The sequence below is a fragment of the Lysinibacillus sp. GW247-5R2A genome, from assembly GCF_059424475.1.
This window is the reverse complement of record NZ_JBWKZL010000017.1, coordinates 1-18,280: the sequence shown is the minus strand read 5'-3', so window position 1 is coordinate 18,280 and position 18,280 is coordinate 1. Positions and strand designations below refer to the sequence as shown.

Genomic DNA, 18,280 nt, shown 5'->3' with positions numbered 1-18,280 from the left:
ATAGAGAGGTGATGAACATGCTTCACTATATGGGGAGACGTTTACTTCAACTAATCCCAGTTTTGCTTGGAATGACTTTTATTGTCTTTATGTTAATACGAGCAATACCTGGTAATCCCGCTCAAGTTATTTTGGGACAGCAGGCGACAAAAGAGGCGGTCGAGGCATTAAACGCAAGTTTAGGATTAGATAAACCTTGGTATACACAATATTTTAGTTATTTGGCAGGTATTTTTCAGGGAGATTTAGGAGTTTCCTTACGTACAAAATTACCTGTATCAGATGAAGTTTTTCCATACTTAGCTGCAACAGCTGAACTAGCCTTTTTTGCGATGATTATTGCAATTGTTATCGGTGTAAATGCTGGTATTATTTCTGCGTGGTTCCAAAATTCTTGGTTTGATTATACAGCGATGATTGTCGCATTAATCGGTGTTTCTGTACCGGTGTTCTGGCTTGGCTTGATGGAGCAATGGACATTTAGTAGCAAGCTTGGATGGTTGCCTACCTCTGGTCGAGAAGATGTACGAAATCCTATAACCGCCATAACCCATTTTTATTTATTAGATACGCTCATTCAAGGTCGCTTTGATCAATTCGTCGAAGTCCTAAAGCGACTCATATTACCAGGTGTCGCACTGGCTACCATTCCGATGGCTATTATTGCCAGAATTACAAGGTCTTCTATGCTGGAAGTTATGCGCTCAGATTATGTCCGCACTGCCAGAGCAAAAGGCCAAAAAATGTTTATTGTTGTTTATAAGCATGCATTGAAGAATGCCGTTATTCCTGTGTTAACGGTAATTGGTCTACAAACAGGATTACTGCTAGGTGGGGCTATTTTAACAGAGACCATTTTTAGTTGGCCGGGGATTGGTCGTTATATTTATGATGCAATTGGCTTCAGGGACTATCCTGTTATTCAATCAGGAATTTTAATCGTTGCATTTATTTTCATCATGATTAACTTAATCGTGGATTTACTGTATACAGTCGTAGATCCGCGTATTAAATACAAATAGAAGGGAGTTGCAATGATGACTGGAGCAATCGATATAAAAAAAGAAGCAGCACCCATTCCAGAAAGGGCAGTAGGTCCATGGCTCGAAGGCTGGCGTAGCTTTAAAAAGAGCAAAGTGTCACTAGTGGGCGCAGGGATTGTTATATTTTTCGTTTTACTGGCTATCATTGGTCCGTTCATTGCACCACAGGGCATCAATGAACAAGATTTAACGAAGCGATTACTGGCACCATCCTCTGATCATTGGTTTGGAACAGATGATTTTGGACGGGATATCTTTTCGAGAATCATTCATGGCGCAAGAATATCGCTTTGGGTAGGCTTTTTCTCCGTTATTTTATCCGTTATAATAGGTAGTTTACTTGGTATCATTGCAGGTTATTATGGCAAATGGATCGATACGATTATTTCGCGTATTTTTGACATTATGCTAGCTTTCCCGAGTATGCTACTAGCAATTGCAGTAGTATCAGTGCTAGGTCCATCTTTACAAAATGCATTAATCGCTATTGCCATTATTAACGTACCGAACTTTGGACGCTTAATCCGTTCTAAAGTATTAAGTGTCAAAGAAGAGGAATATATTGTAGCAGCAAAGGCAATTGGCATGCGTGATTCACGAATTCTATTCTCTCATATATTGCCGAATTCAATCACTCCAATTATTGTACAGGGGACGCTTGCTATTGCAACTGCCATTATTGAAGCGGCGGCATTAGGTTTCCTTGGGCTAGGCGCGCAAGCACCAGCACCCGAATGGGGAAAAATGCTTGCCGATGCAAGGAAGTTTTTATTAAATGCACCATGGACAATGATTTTCCCAGGGATAGCGATTATGTTAACGGTTCTTGGCTTTAACTTAATGGGGGATGGTTTACGTGATGCACTAGATCCGAAAATGAAAAATTAGTAATTAGATTCATGAGCCTTCTACAAGCTAGAAGGTTTTTTTTCGGCCGTTTTAAAAAGGAACTCTTTTACAGTTGAAGCGTCCTTTATAGAAATATTCCTACAAAATAAAATAAAAAAAGATGAACCTTTCGGAGCCATTTATTGAATTTTTTGTCACGTTATTTTAGACTTAAAGTATTGTTGAAAAAGACAATCTAAATGCGTAGATTATGACTTTACATATAGTCTTTCCATTGAAATACATATTTTAGGAGGGTGTTCAAATTGGCGATTAATTTACAAAAAGGGCAACGTGTTGATTTAACAAAGGGTAACGCAGGATTAAATAAGATTAAAGTAGGGTTAGGGTGGGACCCTGTCGGCCAGGAAAAAAGCGGCGGCTTCCTTGGTGGCTTATTTTCTAGTAGAAATAGTGGCAGTGGTAGAAGTGTTGACTGTGACGCCTCCGTCCTAATGCTGCAAGATGATAAAGTTTTAGCTGGGGACGATGTCATTTATTTTGGGAAATTAACAAGTAGCTGTGGTTCTGTTCGACATTCTGGCGATAATTTAACGGGAGATGGCGATGGAGATGATGAAGTCATCACAATTGAGCTATCGTCTGTTCCGACACAATTTAATAAGCTAGTGTTTGTCGTAAACATCTATGATGCGGCAGGTAGAAACCAACACTTTGGTATGATTCGAAATGCATATATTCGTGTGTATGATGACAGGACAGGAAGCGAACTAATTCGCTATAATTTAAGTGATGATTATTCGAATTTAACGACGTTAATCTGTGGTGAAATTTACCGTCATCAAACTGAATGGAAATTCGCAGCAGTTGGTTCAGGAACGAATGATCTTAAACTTGGCGACGTTGTTCGAAGATATCAATAAAATAAACGACTATTTAGGAGGAATAAAAAGTATGGGCATTTCACTACAAAAGGGTCAAAAAGTAGATTTAACAAAAACAAATCCGGGATTAACAAATGTAATTGTTGGTTTAGGTTGGGATACAAATAAATATGATGGTGGAAATGATTTTGATTTAGATTCATCTGTATTTTTACTTGCTGATACAGGAAAAGTAGCTGATCAAAATGACTTCATTTTCTACAACAATACAACAGGTGGTAATGGGTCAGTTGAACATTCTGGTGACAATTTAACAGGTGTTGGTGAAGGTGACGATGAAGTGGTAAAAGTCGCATTAACTCAAGTTCCTGCACATGTTCAACGACTAGCATTCACTGTAACTATTCATGATGCAGAGTCACGTAATCAAAATTTCGGCATGGTATCGAATGCATATATTCGTATTGTAAATGCTGCATCCAACCAAGAACTAATTCGCTTTGATTTAGGTGAGGACTTCAGTATTGAAACAGCAGTTGTAGTTGGTGAATTATATCGTCATAACGGAGAATGGAAATTTAACGCAGTTGGTGCTGGCTATCAGGGTGGCTTAGCTGCTTTATGTAATGACTACGGCTTGAACGTAAACTAAAATTTCATCTTTGGAAAGAAAGGGAGATTTTTGAATGGCTATTCAATTAAGTAAAGGGCAGCGAATTGATTTAACGAAGCAAGACCCTAGTTTAAACAGCATCGGCATAGGCTTAGGGTGGGATGTTAAACAATTTGATGGTGGGCAAGATTTTGACCTTGATGCATCTGTATTTTTACTAGATGCAACGGGCAAATGTCGTAATGAACAAGATTTTATCTTTTACAATAATTTAGCAAGTCCAGATCAATCTGTTGTTCATGCAGGGGATAACCGCACAGGCGAAGGGGATGGGGATGATGAAAAAATCCTCGTCAACTTAAAGCAAGTGTCTCCTCAAATTGATAAAATTGTTGTAACGGTCACTATTTATGATGCAGAGGGACGTCATCAAAACTTTGGACAAGTCCTAAATGCTTATGTTCGTTTGACAAATGAAGAGTCAGGAGCAGAGGTATTGCGTTATGATTTAGGCGAGGATTTCAGTATTGAAACAGCCGTAGTATTTTGTGAGCTGTACCGTCATAATGGCGATTGGAAATTTGCCGCAATAGGCTCAGGCTATCAAGGCGGCTTAGCAGCATTAATCAGCGCATATGGCCTTCAATAACTAGTAGATGCAGGTACATGATGAGAATCGTGTGTGATGTGCTTAATAAATGATTAAGTATAGGTGCTATTAGTAGGCGGGATTTAGAAATATTCATGCTGCGTACTTAATGGAGCGAGTGTCAGAGTTTGAAATGACTGCATATATTATATATCTGCTTATTGTACTGAAAAATGTTTGGGCGTATTTTTGGATTCCATCCACCACACGAAGTATTTTTCATTATTCTAATTGCTGCGTTCTTATTGACATTTGTTGTACAAAGATGAATAAGAAATCAGCAGTGTAACATGGCACTGTATTGGTCTGTAAGGAACAGGCTGATACAGTGCTTTTTTCACAAAAGGCATAATTATTGGGGAGTGGATTAGATGCAACACTTTGCAACAGAAGCAGAGACGATTTTTTATAAAAAGCCGCAGCCTTTTACGAAATGGGCAACGCCAGATATTTTATCCTATGCATTAGGTGCTACTTTATATATGCCCGCCTCCATGCCTAATATTGTAGGTTTGATCCAATCACAAAAATATAAAGAACTTACGTCACTTGTCATTGATTTAGAGGATGCAGTAGGGGATTCAGAATTAGGTGATTGTGAGGAAAAATTGATGGAGGACATTAGCGAATTATACAAACTCTATCAACAAAAGCAATTGCATCTCCAAGATATCCCCTTACTTTTTATTCGTGTGCGACATGTTGAACAATTTAGTTATTTAACTGCTAGATTAAAAGAGAAGCAGGAAATTTTAACTGGTTATGTCTTTCCGAAATTCACAGCGACGCAGGGAGCACGTTATTTTGAGCTTCTTGAGAAAACAATTCAAGAAAATAATCTTACCTTATACGGGATGCCGATTTTAGAAACTCGGGAGGTTCTATATAAAGAATCCCGTATGGAGGCATTATTAGCCATTAAATCAGTTTTACTGCAGCACAAATCAAGGGTGTTGAATATACGAATCGGTGCTACTGATTTTTGTGGAATTTATGGAATTCGCCGCCGTATGGACTCGACCATATATGATATTAGCGTAATAAGGGATTGTATTGCTGATATAGTGAATATTTTAGGACGTGAGGAAGACGGCTTTGTGATATCTGGGCCCGTATGGGAGTATTTTAGTAATCAGCGTGTGTTAAAACCGGCATTACGCATGACACCATTTAGTGAAAAAGGTGCGCTTGAAACGAGGAAAGCATTATTAGACGATTGCTTAGATGGACTAATGAAGGAAGTTTTAATGGATAAACAAAATGGAATTGTCGGTAAAACGGTCATTCATCCAAGTCATATCCGTGTTGTGCATGCACTTTACGCTATTTCATATGAAGAGTATTTAGATGCACTTAGTATTGTTGAACATAATGATGGTAGTAAAGGTGTGATGAAAAGTCATTATGCTAATAAAATGAATGAAATCAAACCACATATGCGATGGGCACAACGCATTTTAAAACAGGCGCATGTCTATGGCGTTTATCATGAATCTATGGATTTCGCCTCACTATTATTAAATTCTGAACTAGGTGGTCATATGTATGCAACAACAAATGAGTAAACTTACTGTTTTACCAAACTATTCCATCGATATTGACATTACCCATAACCCACACAATTTTGCGCTAACAGATTTATTTCAAATGGCAGCTCGGATAAATAAGAAGAGACAATTTTTATTTGTAAGTACTGTGCTTGGCAAGCATTTGGCTGTTCGCCCACAAATTCCTTTACTAACCGGAGCTCTATTAGCTATGATGTACGACCAGCAAGGCAGTAGTCAAAAGGTCAATACAATATCGTCTATTGTTCAAGCTTTAAAAGAAGGAATAAATGTAGAGGAACTACAAAATTCTGTGAAAGAAAGTGTAGAGTTAGCACAAGAGACATTGTTTATTGGGTTTGCGGAGACGGCCACTGCACTTGGACATGCCGTATTTAATGCATTTCAATCAAATGCTATGTATATTCATACTACTCGTGAAGTCATTCCTCATATTGAACCATTTGTCACATTCGAAGAAGAACATTCCCATGCGACAAGCCATAGAATTTATACAGAGGAACCTGATGTTTTACAGCAGGCTAAGCGTATCGTGTTAATAGATGATGAGATTACTACTGGGAATACGGTCATCAACATAATTGAAACATTAAAAAAGAAATTTCCTGATGTTAAACAGTACGCTGTCCTATCCATTTTAGATTGGCGATCGGACCAGCAGCGAATGGTCTTTCAGCAATTAGAGGAGCAATGGGGAATTTCTATTGAATTCATCTCCATTATGTGTGGGACATTCAATTGTACAGGAGTACCTAGTTTAACAAGTATACAGCCGAGCATTACGACTATTGCTGCAAGAGACATCAACCTATTGTCCATCAAAGACTCCACTGATCGTCTTTTCTATCATTCAATTGCAGAGAATGGCAAAATGAACAGTCAGCCGTATTTAAAAGCAACTGGGAGATTTATGCTAACATCTAAACAGCATTTTGAACAAAATCACATATTACAAGCTATCGCCAAGCAATTAAAGGAGCTACGAACGAACGGACCAGCTCTTGTGATTGGGACTGGTGAGTTTATGTATGTGCCTATGCAAATTGCCTCTTATTTAGGGAATGACGTTTATTTTCAATCAACAACTCGCAGTCCGATCTATTGTGCAGACGATTTAGATTATACGATCACAGAGAAAATAATATTTGAGAGTCCCGAGAATAATGGGGTCGAAAATTATTTATATAATGTTCAAAGCCAACCGTATACGGAACTTTTTCTACTAGTGGAACGTATAGCAAATAAAGAGGTAGTAGCTCGGATGGTGGCGGCTCTGCAGTCAGTTAGTGAAGCAAAGGTATATGTCATTTGTATGCATGAGTTGGAGGGAGCACGATGAAATCGACTTTACAGCCAGATAGAATGGGTAGCTATGCACAAGAGGACGTTATTTTTTTATTGCGTGATATTGGAAATGTTTTTCTAGAGATGGGTAATGAAAAACGGGAGCAGCTTATTCAAGCAGGTACGCATTATTCTGAAATGCTACCAGTGGAATATCACCCATCAAAAACATATATGAATCTATTTTATAAAACCTTAGATGCATCCGCGAATAAAATAGCCATTGCTGTTGGGGTAGTAGCAGAACGAATCATCAAAAGTAGAGGGTTAGACAATTTAATACTTGTTAGTTTAGCTAGAGCAGGTACACCAATTGGCATTTTAATCAAACGGTACATATCGATGAACTATAAGGTGGATGTGCCACATTATTCGATTTCAATTTTGCGTGGTCGTGGATTTGATGAGGCGGCGATACGTTATATTTTGTCACAACATCCACAAGGCTGTCTTCAATTTATTGATGGTTGGACGGGGAAAGGTGCTATAACGAAAGAATTGATCCACTCTTGTCAAAAATTTAATGGACACTATCAAGAGCATTTAAATGCTGATTTAGCTGTATTAGCAGATCCAGGGCATTGTGCGACGATTTATGGAACTCGCGAGGATTTTTTAATTCCATCGGCCTGTTTAAATTCAACTGTCTCTGGCTTGGTGAGTAGAACCGTTTTAAATTTGCAGTTTATGGATGAGCGCGACTTCCATGGAGCAAAATACTACAAAGAATTAGAAGATATAGATGTCTCGAACTTGTACATAGATCGTATAGTCGCATGCTTCAAACAAGTACAGAGTGAGATTATCAGTCAACTTCAGGACGAAGCCATTTCTCTTATTACTTGGGCAGGTATGAAATCGGTCCAAAATATTCAACTGGATTTTGATATGGATAATATTAACCTTATTAAACCAGGTGTTGGAGAAACGACAAGAGTTTTATTGCGACGAATACCTTGGAAAATCTTAATTAATCCACAGTATATGGATGAGCTAGAGCACATTTTATTATTAGCCCATGAAAAAAATGTAATAATAGAAGAATATTCGCATATGTCCTACGCATGTTGCGGCTTAATAAAAGAATTGTAGAGGAGCTCAAAATGATATTATTCACATCAGATTTAGATAGAACACTGATTTATTCTAAACGTATGATGGAAATGTTTCCGCCTATTTCAGATAAAGTGGTCGTTGAACAGAAGGCTAATGAAACGATGAGTATGATGACAAAAGAAACGGCTATATTATTGCAACAAGTGCATCAGCAAACACTATTTGTCCCTGTTACAACTAGAGCGTTGCATCAATATAAAAGAATTCATTTTATAAATGACTTGAACCCTGCTTTTGCAATTACGAGTAATGGGGGTACAATATTAGAGAAGGGTCAGCCCTACGACAAATGGACGAAAACATTAGGTAGACGTATTGAAGACTCTTCAATTCCGCAAGAGGATATGTCACAACTATTTCAAACCATCAAATCCGATACATGGCTACAACGTTCCTTCTATATAGACGACCTTTTTTATGTGCATCATGTAAATCTGGATGTTTTGCAACAGGATGATTTACACGCCATTGTTCAAGAATTTGATGCCCATGGTTGGTGCGTTCTTCTGCAAGGAAAAAAATTATATTTCATGCCAAAGGTTTTGACCAAGGAAGCTGCAATAGAATATATGATGGAGTTTTGTACATACGATGTGCATATAGCAGCAGGTGATTCTATGATGGATTATGGAATGCTGATGTTGGCTGATGTAGCTTTTACACCAAATCATGGTGATTTAAAGGATAAACAGCCAAAAATACTACATAATACAACATACTCGCCGTATGAGGGAGAAGCATTTACCAAACATTTGCTTCAGACAGTTTTACAGCATGCAGCACAACCAAATTTTTCTCTATCATAGGATAGAATGATTGGATGGTAAACGAATTCTTTTATAAAGTCCGCATTTGTTTACAACCAAGTTATTATGCCTGCAATCAGATTAGTTTTTTTACATTTTACTTAGTAATGGAGGAGTCCATATTTTACTAGGTTCTATTTTGGGGATGTTACGTATACCTTTTCAAACATAATATACCTGTTGAATTTAGCTTAAGGTTACAGAGGATGATTTTTTTTAGGAGGTGGCGTTTGTATGCAAACAATCACAATTAAATCAATAGTCGAGCGTAATCCAGATGATTGGCTACAGGCGTTTCAAGATTCACCCAAGAATCGTGCATTTTATGAGGAAACACCGCAACAAATAAGCTTTAGTCGTATTGCTCTACGTGTTTTAGGAGTACCAATTGAGGAAGATGAGTATTTTAATTCATTATTTACTTTATCTCAAAACCAAAATATTCATATTTTAAGTGAAGGATTAAATAAGTATATTGAACAGAAAGACTTTCAAGCTATACAACAAATTTTATCGCAGCATCAGCAAACACCTAAAGGGCTTACTATTAATCGTTTAGTTGCGATGATGTATGGGTATCAACTGATTCCCAAACATGATGACAGCACTATGAACCGACATTTACAGCTAACGACTATAAAGGTTATAGAATTATTTCAACATCAACAATCGCTTGGCTTACTTTCCAATGAATTTCGCCGTTTTTTAATTGATCTGGTGAAGTGGTTAAAAAACCATTGGATTCAATGGGCTAAAGCTCTGAAGCCTACTGATGATTTTCCTAAAGTTGTTTGGTATGGAGAAGCCACTGTTAGTCAGCGATATTTTCTTTTACTGCTAATGGAACTTGGCTGTGACGTATTAATATTTCATCCAGCAAAAGTTGATGAGTTTGCTGAGGTAGATCCTACTGATGCGTTTTCCGTCAGCTATTCCTATACGAGCCAAACAACATTACAGCCATTTCCTGATAAGCCTCGTGATCGTCAGGCAACTGTAGGGTATCGTTCTAGTCAGCACTTTGAACAATTAATGCATGACCAGCAATCAGGAATCTATAGACCTTGGCAATTTAAAGACTTTATGCCACGCTCATTAACTTTGCGTATGACATATGATGATATTTTTATTTATGCGAAGGAAAAAGCATTAGTACGACCGCAATTTGATATCAATGGAAATGAAGTAGTGATCCCTGTCATCTTTGCTAAAATCAGTGGAGTCTCAAGCCAGCGTGAGGAATATTGGCACTTAATGCATCAGTTATTAATAAACCCACAAACTATCTTCGTGCAGGAATTCCCTTTTACAAAAACGAGCAAGGCCAACTTTCGTTTTCACTATAAACATTGCTTAGTAAATGGTGAACTTTCAGTAGAACGTATTATACAAAGTGATTGGTGGCAGTATGGTGATTTATCGTTGGAGCTACAGCAAGCCATTGCGCATACGATCAAAACATCTTGTGAGCAACCAACGTTAAAACAACAGCCAAATGAGACTTTATATGAGTTACAGTTATTTTTATTTAAGCAGCTAACAATGATTCCTCAAGAGATCCTAAGATTATTGCAAAGCTTCGACTATTCACAAGAGATACCGAAGATTGTTTTGTATCAAGCGCCACAGCAACCTGCCTTATCGCGTGAAGATATTGCCTTACTAGCGTTTTTAAATCGGTTCGGTGTGGATATCGTTTTTTATAATCCAACAGGTCAATTAGATTTAGAAAAGCACCTGCAAGAGGACACGTACGATGTACATCGTTTAGAGCATATGTTATTTGACTTGCCCTATGAAGAACCACAGCAACAAAAAACAGCACCGGATAAAATTATTAAAAAGCTCTTTAATCGCTTTTTCTGATGATAGGAAGGAGGCGGCGACCATGTCAAACATCCCAATGATGCTTGAGCGGCTGACACAAGAAACAGCAGATGCCGTCAAACAACAATTACGAGAGCATGTAGAGGTCCAACAAATTGCTCATCAGATTGATATAAAAAATCAGCTAGAGCTAATGGCGTTGGGAAAAGAGCCAGCTACCAAATTATCAAAATTTGCAGATCAAATTTTAGCTATAGTGACCCAATCAGCAACTTTTGAATCCAATGCATTATTTAAACAGCTTGAGGCGTTAATGCTGACATTTGATAAAAAAGATTTTACAGAGCAAAAGGGTTTCTTCAAGAAGCTATTTACACGTAAATCCAAAAGTGAAGAGGATGTATATGCAAAATACAATGTGCTCGGTAGAGATATTGAGAAAATACATTACCAATTTGTGCTTATGGAAGAGGAATTAGCGAAGGATAATCGATTACTCGCTCGATTATACAAGGAAGATTTGATGTTTTACCTTGACTTAGAAAAATATATAGTAGCAACTGATATGAAATTACATGAGGTGCAAACCACATTAATTCCTATGTATGAAGAACAGGGTGAGGCAGGTAATCAGGTAGCCAAAATGGAGCTTAATCGCTTACAGTCAATTGCAGAACTGCTTCGACAAAAAATAGATGAGTTGGAGAAATCACGAATGGTTGCCATTTTAACAGCTCCACAAATTGAGATGCTACGCCAGGGGAATAGTGAGTTGATGGAACAGATTAATGGCGCATTTGTTAAAACCATTCCTGTTTTTAAAGTGGGGCTGATGAATGCTGTAAATGAAAGACGGCAGCAATTACAAAATCAATCAGCATCAGCCTTTGAAAATAGGATGAAGCAATTTGGAGAAGCTAGCAATGAAGCGGTTCACCTAAGCACGACTCTTGCTCAGCAAGTGGATATAACACAGACTCTAGAAGAAATGTGGGATACCATTGTTACGGGTATTGCTAACTACCAGCATTTACGGGATGAGCAGACAGATAAACGTAAGCAAGCTGAGCAGCAATTGCTTACGTTACGTTCTTAATTTTACCTCTAAGTACATTTTACTTAGAGGTTTTTTCGTATAGTAAAAAGCGACAGATTCGCTGCACATGAATCTGTCGCTTACATGGTTGTTAGATAAACTCTTCTTCAAATTCTACATTAATTTCATGGCCGTGGTAGCTTTGGTATGAAACGATCAGTGTATCTAGATGCTCTAAATTTTCCTCGTAATCTAAGATCCTCGATAAAATATAGAGTAAGTGATAGCTAGAAAATTCTGTATCGCCTTCTTCACGAGCAAAGTTCACTTGCTTGATGAAAATTTCCATTAGTTCATTGCGTTGAACATAGTCGATGCTTTTACTCCACTCAGAATGCTCAGGCTTTAATTTCCCTGTATATTTTAAGAGCAATTGTTCGTGATACGTTAATAGGGAATCAAGCCGTTCCTGAATCATTAAGTGAAATTGCGTAGGTAGCTTGGCTAATTCGTTTTCGTGATTATGCAATCGTTGTAGCAATTCTAAGCTTTTTTTGGAAGTTAAAATCATTTGACGATAGACGACCAATTTACGTGCTTTTACATACTTTTTATTTTTGAAGTAATTACGCTCTTCTTTATATAAATCATACAGCGTATCCACTCGTAACATACGGCTTTTAAATTTACTTAATGCACTCTTAGTGGATGTATGCTCAGAAGCCTGACGTACCGCAAGTCGTGTCCAACGAATAATATCATCCTGCAAAATATAAATTTTACGGAATAGCTTGATCTCATACTTCGGTGGTAAGAAAACAAGGTTAACGACAAATGCTGCTAACACGCCGACTAATATAGTAACAAAGCGTATTAAACCAAATGTTAAAAAGTCTTCTCCTTGGAACTCCATAATAGCTACAACTGACACCAGCGCTAACGAAAGAGATTTTTCTAGTTTAAATTTCAACATTAAACCAATAGCTATGATGACAGCAATGCCAATGGCAACCACATGATGGCCAAAAAGTAGGCCGAATAAGACGGCAATGGTTGCACCTATAATATTTGCTTGAACTTGCTCTACAATGGTTTGGTAAGAGCGATAAATAGAAGGCTGTATCGCAAAAATAGCTGCAATTCCAGCAAAAACAGGTGAAGGTAGTTTTAATAGCTCTGCAATAAACAGGGCAAATACGATAGCGACACCAGTTTTAAATACGCGGGCACCTAATTTCATAAAGATGTCCTTTCCGTCTAATATTTTTTAGCTTCTTTACATTATAGAAGGAAGTGCTCATAAAATACATAGATTTGTATGCATGAATAAGAAAAAGGCGACTTATGGTAGAAAGTCGCCTTCGTATGTTCATTATTATAATTGTGAAAATGCGTAATGCACAGCTTTTATCGTTTCAAGAATATCTGCTTCTGTATGTTCCGTAGTTAAGAACCATGCTTCATATTTAGAAGGAGCTAGGTTAACGCCTTGCTCAAGCATTAGTTTAAAGAAGCGACCAAAAATCTCACCATTAGAGTTTTCGGCTTGCTCATAATTTTCTACTTTCACATCTGTAAAGTAAATTGTTAGCGCCCCTTTAAGACGATTTAACGTGATAGTCACTCCGTGCTCTTTAGCCGCAGCTAAAATTCCTTCTTCTAAAATCCCACCTAATCGATCCATTTCATCGTAAATGCCTGGTGTTTGCAGGACTTCTAAGCATGCAATACCTGCTTGCATAGATGCCGGATTTCCGGCCATCGTTCCGGCTTGGTAAGCTGGGCCTAGTGGTGCGACTGTATCCATAATTTCTTTACGACCACCATATGCACCAATTGGTAAACCACCACCAATAACTTTACCAAGTGCTGTTAGATCAGGTGTTAGGCCAAGTAAGTTTTGAGCACCACCGTAGTGAAAGCGGAAAGCCGTGATAACTTCATCGTAAATTGTTAAGGCTCCTTTTTCTTTGGCTGTTGCGTGTACTAATTCAAGGAAGCCAGGATTCGGTTCAACAATACCGAAGTTTCCTACGATTGGTTCTATTAAAATAGCTGCAATTTCCTCGCCCCATTTATTCATTGCTTCTGTAAAAGCTTCAGGGTTATTGAAAGGTACAGTAATTACTTCTTCAGCTGTAGAAGTCGTTACCCCTGCTGAGTCTGGTGTTCCTAACGTAGCAGGACCTGAACCAGCAGCTACTAATACTAAATCGAAGTGACCATGGTAGCATCCAGCAAATTTCATTATTTTTGTACGTCCTGTATAGGCACGTGCAACACGAATAGTTGTCATAACAGCTTCTGTACCAGAGTTGTTAAAGCGTACTTTATCCATAGACGGAATGGCCTCTTTTAGCATTTTGGCAAAAGTAACCTCGTACTCAGTCGGCGTTCCAAACAATGTGCCATTTTCAGCTGCATGTGTAATGGCCTTAGCAATGTGAGGGTGTCCATGACCCGTAACGATCGGACCATATGCTGCAAGGTAATCAATATAACGATTGCCATCTACATCCCAAAAATAAGCCCCTTTTCCTCGAACCATTGCTACAGGAGAACCACCGCCTACTGCTTTATATGAACGAGAAGGGCTATTTACTCCACCAACGATATGTTGTAACGCCTCTGCGTGTACTGCTTCAGATTTTGCGTGATTCATAGTATTGCCTCCTAACTTTTTATACGTAATCTATTGTAGACCTATCAGTGTAAGAAATCCAAAGAAATTAAGGAATATGACTTGATTTGTTACTTGGAGTAAAATAGAACGTACAAGGGAGGAGATAGTTATGACTTTGCAAGAAGGACAGAAGGTGCCCGATTTTTCTCTTATAAATGAAAAGGGAGAGAGGGTACAGCTAGCTGATTTTAAAGGACAGAATGTTATTTTATACTTTTACCCAAAAGATATGACACCAGGTTGCACAACTGAAGCATGTGATTTTCGAGATAAGTTTGAGGACTTTAGTCATTTAAACGCTGTTGTTCTGGGTGTTAGTCCAGATGATGCAAACAAACATACAAAATTTATTGATAAGCATGGCTTGCCTTTTTCTTTATTGGTAGATGAAGATCATGCTGTAGCGGAGGCATATGGTGTATGGGTCTTAAAGAAAATGTATGGACGTGAATTTATGGGTATTGAGCGTTCAACATTTTTAATTGATTATGAGGGTAAGTTAATGAAAGCTTGGCGTAAAGTACGTGTGAAAAATCATATTGAAGAAGTTTATGCCTATTTAGCAGAACAGGAGGCAACAACATGAAAATCTATTTTACTTTTGAACCAAGACCAGATTTACGTGAACCATTATTAGCAGAATTCCCACAAGTCGATTTTATATTTGAAAGCGGAATAACAGATGAAGCACTTCAACAAGCGGATGTATTAGTTACATATGGTGAGGATTTAACAACAGAGAGCATCCAACAGGCGACGAAGTTAAAATGGATTTTTGTTGCATCAGCAGGTATTGAAAAAATGCCTGCCCAAGCTATTATGGAACGTGGTATTTTAGTTTCGAATGTACGAGGTATTCATAAAACACCTATGGCAGAATCAATGCTAGCCCATATTTTAGCCATTAAACGCGCTCTACCTTGGATGTATGAGCAACAAAAGAAAAGTGAATGGTCAAAAAAAGCCAAACAAACTGAATTGCGAGATAGTACAGCGCTTATTTTAGGACCAGGCGCTATTGGCTCGGAAGTGGGCCGCTTATTACAAGCCTTTGGTGTCAAGACTATTGGCTGCAATCGTTCTGGCAATGAAGCGTCAAACATGGATAAGATGATTAGCTTTGGGCAATTAAAAGAAGCTTTGCCGAGTGCGGATATTGTCATTTCTGTGCTCCCAAAAACACAAGAAACAACGCATTTATTAAATGAAGAACATTTTATTGCTATGAAGAGCAGTGCGATTTTCATGAATTTTGGCAGAGGGAATTTGGTTGATGAAAAGGTCCTTATCCAGGCGATTGAAGCGGGAGAAATTGGATATGCTGTTTTGGATGTATTCGAAGAAGAACCTTTGTCATCAAACAACCCACTATGGGCATTGCCAAATGTTATAGTATCACCACATGTCTCAAGCCATTCATCTCGTTATGTGGAACGAAGCCTAGAAATTTTTAAGCCAAGCTTAACAAAATGGCTTAGCGGTGACAGAGATTTAGAAAATGTCATGGAGCTATCGAGAGGATATTAAGAAAAAAACGATGAAATTAGATGATAAGTATGTGTGATTGTTGACGAAGTAGCGCTAATTGGATACACTATTTATAACAATTATAAATTAATAATACTTATGGAAGAGGTGCATGAGGATGTCTACAACGCATTTACAGGATGCACTGGACACGTTAAAAACAACTGGTGTACGTATTACTCCTCAGCGTCATGCTATTTTGGAATATCTAATTCAATCTATGGCACATCCTACTGCCGATGAAATTTATAAAGCACTTGAAGGGAAATTTCCTAATATGAGTGTAGCGACTGTTTATAATAACCTGCGAGTATTTCGTGAGGTAGGTCTTGTGAAAGAGCTTACTTATGGAGATGCTTCAAGTCGCTTTGATTTCGTGACAAATGATCATTACCATATGATTTGTGAATGCTGTGGCAAAATCGTCGATTTCCATTATCCTGGGCTCGATGAAATAGAGCATTTTGCATCACAGGTAACTGACTTTGATGTGCATTCGCATCGTTTAGAGATATACGGCACATGTCCATCATGTAAAGGTGTTACTGCTAAAGTACAATAAAAATCCTAGCTCTTTTACGGGCTAGGATTTTTTCGTTCTATGATTATAGGATTGGTCGAACTCTTTACCTTCAAGAGTAGGATCAAGCGTTAATGGCTCATTACAATACATACACATATCCACTCTACCTAAAACTTTTGTATGCTTATGGCAGTTTGGACACTCAACTTGAATTGCTCGTGTTGATAATAAACCTATCCAGGCATAGACAACTGTACTACCAATAATACATAAAACACCTAATGTCATGAAAATTAAAACTAATATTGGGCTATTTTTAAAGAATATACCTCCGTACATTACAATAAAACCAATAAAGATTAGTGCTAAAGCGAATGAACGAATTTTATTAATTTTACTTTTATAAGGTTTCATTTATCTTGCCTCCCAATCTAAAATCTACTATAACATATAAGGGCAAAGTATTTTAGCTTTGAGGTAAATCAAAGAAGGAATACTTTTAGAGTATGTCGAATTTTTAACGGAACAAGAGAAGCTATATGAATAAAGGGGGGCTGAACATGGAGCAAGTATTGCGTCCTATATACCAAGAACGTGCGAGTCAGTCAAATACATTAGGCGTTATTTTAGTGGAAAAGCGTGAGGAGCAAAGTAACGTTACAGATACATTTGATACTGTTTTGTTAATTATTGTAAAAGAAGCAGAGCAGCCAGTCTTTTCAAAACATTACTTATATGAAGGAAATAAAGTCGCTCTACATACGGTTACGGAAAAACTAATAAGAAAATGGCTCCTAATTGGTTCTAATAAGAAAGTAGTCGATTGGATTTTCTTCGGCAGAGTATTATTTGATCGAAATGAATTTCTGCATAAATTAAAAATAGAATTACAGGAATTTCCGTATAGCGGCCGTAAGATTAAAACGGGCATTCAATTTTCAAAGTTAATCCGTCGTTATTTGGAGGGGAAAGAATACTTTGATAAGGGCAGTTATTTAGATGCATATAATCATGTAGTCGATTCTTTACACCATTTAGGTCGTTTATCGATTATTGATAGTGGTTTATACCCTGAAGTAACTGTATGGGGACAAGTGAAAAAAATTGAACCAGCCATTTATAAGCTATACGAAGAGCTAGTGACAAGTAATGAGCCAATAGAAAAGCGCCTAGAGCTTTTATTTTTAGCAAGTGAGTTTTTAATACATTCTCGTACACGAGATGGAGCACAACATATATTAGAAGTGATGCAAACAAAAGAAACCTGGTCTATTCAAGAGCTACATGACCATCATGAACTCATGAATTACTCAGTTGATTTAGAAGTGTTTGTCGAGTACTTAGTGGATAAGGGGTATATTTATATAGAGCCAGTTACTGCGAAAAACGAAATGATCTTTCACCGCCATTATAAGGTCAATAAAGATGCTCTAGAAATAGGTCAATGACTGTAGTATGCTTGTAATCGAGGTATCTAAAAAATACCTCGATATTTTTTTAGAAAAGTAGTTGACGAATAACATATTCGTATTGTATTATATTAATTGTCGCTAAGACATAACGAATACCTCGATGAAAAACACAAAAAACTTTTTTGAAAAAGTAGTTGACATGTTTTGAACGAGATGTTAATATAAAGAAGTCGCCGAAAAACGACTTAAACAATGAACCTTGAAAACTGAACAAGCAAAACGTAATCAATAAAGTTTTCAGTAACTAGCCTAGCTAGTAAACGAAACAAAATTTTGGACATCAAAATTGATGCCAGCAAAACAATTTGAGCTAATCAAATTTCTTTTATGGAGAGTTTGA

At 37.6% G+C, this 18,280-nt stretch carries 18 protein-coding genes; 15 read left to right on the top strand and 3 right to left on the bottom strand.

Annotated elements, in window-relative coordinates; all coding sequences use genetic code 11:
- The first annotated feature begins 17 nt into the window (after positions 1–17).
- The 11 genes from AC07YC_RS20860 to AC07YC_RS20810 all read left to right on the top strand — a co-directional run bounded on the left by AC07YC_RS20860 (position 18) and on the right by AC07YC_RS20810 (position 11,795).
- Complete coding sequence (locus AC07YC_RS20860) at positions 18–1,022, top strand: ABC transporter permease (protein ID WP_008173491.1); 1,005 nt, start codon at positions 18–20, stop codon at positions 1,020–1,022.
- A gap of 12 nt (positions 1,023–1,034) precedes the next feature.
- Positions 1,035–1,931: a nickel transporter permease gene (gene nikC, locus AC07YC_RS20855; protein ID WP_336636823.1), complete on the top strand. Its 897-nt coding sequence runs from the start codon at positions 1,035–1,037 to the stop codon at positions 1,929–1,931.
- A gap of 266 nt (positions 1,932–2,197) precedes the next feature.
- Positions 2,198–2,815, top strand: a complete 618-nt coding sequence (locus tag AC07YC_RS20850; protein WP_008173487.1) for a TerD family protein — start codon at positions 2,198–2,200, stop codon at positions 2,813–2,815.
- A 31-nt stretch (positions 2,816–2,846) separates the two neighbouring features.
- Positions 2,847–3,428, top strand: a complete 582-nt coding sequence (locus tag AC07YC_RS20845; protein WP_025115844.1) for a TerD family protein — start codon at positions 2,847–2,849, stop codon at positions 3,426–3,428.
- Between the two features lie 34 nt (positions 3,429–3,462).
- A complete protein-coding gene (locus AC07YC_RS20840) occupies positions 3,463–4,038 on the top strand; it encodes a TerD family protein (protein ID WP_336636822.1) in 576 nt (191 codons plus the stop codon).
- 371 nt (positions 4,039–4,409) lie between these two features.
- Positions 4,410–5,603, top strand: coding sequence for an HpcH/HpaI aldolase/citrate lyase family protein (locus AC07YC_RS20835; RefSeq protein ID WP_494920337.1), 1,194 nt, complete (start codon positions 4,410–4,412; stop codon positions 5,601–5,603).
- Positions 5,584–6,945: a phosphoribosyltransferase family protein gene (locus AC07YC_RS20830; protein ID WP_494920336.1), complete on the top strand. Its 1,362-nt coding sequence runs from the start codon at positions 5,584–5,586 to the stop codon at positions 6,943–6,945. Before AC07YC_RS20835 ends, AC07YC_RS20830 begins: the two co-directional genes overlap by 20 nt.
- Positions 6,942–8,042 (top strand): cysteine protease StiP family protein, encoded by a 1,101-nt coding sequence (locus AC07YC_RS20825; protein WP_336636819.1) that lies wholly within the window; start codon positions 6,942–6,944, stop codon positions 8,040–8,042. Before AC07YC_RS20830 ends, AC07YC_RS20825 begins: the two co-directional genes overlap by 4 nt.
- Positions 8,043–8,053: 11 nt before the next feature.
- Positions 8,054–8,872 carry an HAD family hydrolase gene (locus tag AC07YC_RS20820; RefSeq protein WP_494920335.1) on the top strand — a complete coding sequence of 273 codons (819 nt, stop codon included), beginning with the start codon at positions 8,054–8,056 and terminating at the stop codon, positions 8,870–8,872.
- Positions 8,873–9,106: 234 nt separating this feature from the next.
- Positions 9,107–10,738, top strand: a complete 1,632-nt coding sequence (locus AC07YC_RS20815; protein ID WP_494920334.1) for a YceG family protein — start codon at positions 9,107–9,109, stop codon at positions 10,736–10,738.
- Positions 10,739–10,760: 22 nt separating this feature from the next.
- On the top strand, positions 10,761–11,795 hold the full coding sequence (locus tag AC07YC_RS20810) for a toxic anion resistance protein (RefSeq protein ID WP_494920333.1): 1,035 nt from the start codon (positions 10,761–10,763) through the stop codon (positions 11,793–11,795).
- Positions 11,796–11,886: 91 nt separating this feature from the next.
- On the opposite strand, the gene AC07YC_RS20805 is transcribed toward AC07YC_RS20810, so the two are convergent.
- Together AC07YC_RS20805 and AC07YC_RS20800 are read right to left on the bottom strand one after the other, a co-directional pair.
- Positions 11,887–12,975: an FUSC family protein gene (locus tag AC07YC_RS20805; RefSeq protein WP_336636815.1), complete on the bottom strand. Its 1,089-nt coding sequence runs from the start codon at positions 12,973–12,975 to the stop codon at positions 11,887–11,889.
- A 135-nt stretch (positions 12,976–13,110) separates the two neighbouring features.
- Complete coding sequence (locus AC07YC_RS20800) at positions 13,111–14,397, bottom strand: glutamate-1-semialdehyde 2,1-aminomutase (protein ID WP_402796647.1); 1,287 nt, start codon at positions 14,395–14,397, stop codon at positions 13,111–13,113.
- 130 nt (positions 14,398–14,527) lie between these two features.
- Here AC07YC_RS20800 and bcp point away from each other — a divergent pair, with 130 nt between their 5' ends.
- The 3 genes from bcp to perR all read left to right on the top strand — a co-directional run bounded on the left by bcp (position 14,528) and on the right by perR (position 16,507).
- On the top strand, positions 14,528–15,004 hold the full coding sequence (gene bcp / locus AC07YC_RS20795; protein WP_494920332.1) for a thioredoxin-dependent thiol peroxidase: 477 nt from the start codon (positions 14,528–14,530) through the stop codon (positions 15,002–15,004).
- Positions 15,001–15,945: a D-2-hydroxyacid dehydrogenase gene (locus AC07YC_RS20790; protein WP_336636812.1), complete on the top strand. Its 945-nt coding sequence runs from the start codon at positions 15,001–15,003 to the stop codon at positions 15,943–15,945. The genes bcp and AC07YC_RS20790 overlap by 4 nt, the downstream gene beginning before the upstream one ends.
- 118 nt (positions 15,946–16,063) lie before the next feature.
- A complete protein-coding gene (gene perR / locus AC07YC_RS20785; protein ID WP_031416903.1) occupies positions 16,064–16,507 on the top strand; it encodes a peroxide-responsive transcriptional repressor PerR in 444 nt (147 codons plus the stop codon).
- Between the two features lie 21 nt (positions 16,508–16,528).
- Here perR and AC07YC_RS20780 read toward each other — a convergent pair whose 3' ends face one another.
- Positions 16,529–16,882 (bottom strand): YgzB family protein, encoded by a 354-nt coding sequence (locus AC07YC_RS20780; protein WP_025115857.1) that lies wholly within the window; start codon positions 16,880–16,882, stop codon positions 16,529–16,531.
- A gap of 146 nt (positions 16,883–17,028) precedes the next feature.
- Here AC07YC_RS20780 and AC07YC_RS20775 point away from each other — a divergent pair, with 146 nt between their 5' ends.
- Positions 17,029–17,916, top strand: coding sequence for a nucleotidyltransferase-like protein (locus tag AC07YC_RS20775; protein ID WP_336636811.1), 888 nt, complete (start codon positions 17,029–17,031; stop codon positions 17,914–17,916).
- Positions 17,917–18,280 lie beyond the last annotated feature (364 nt).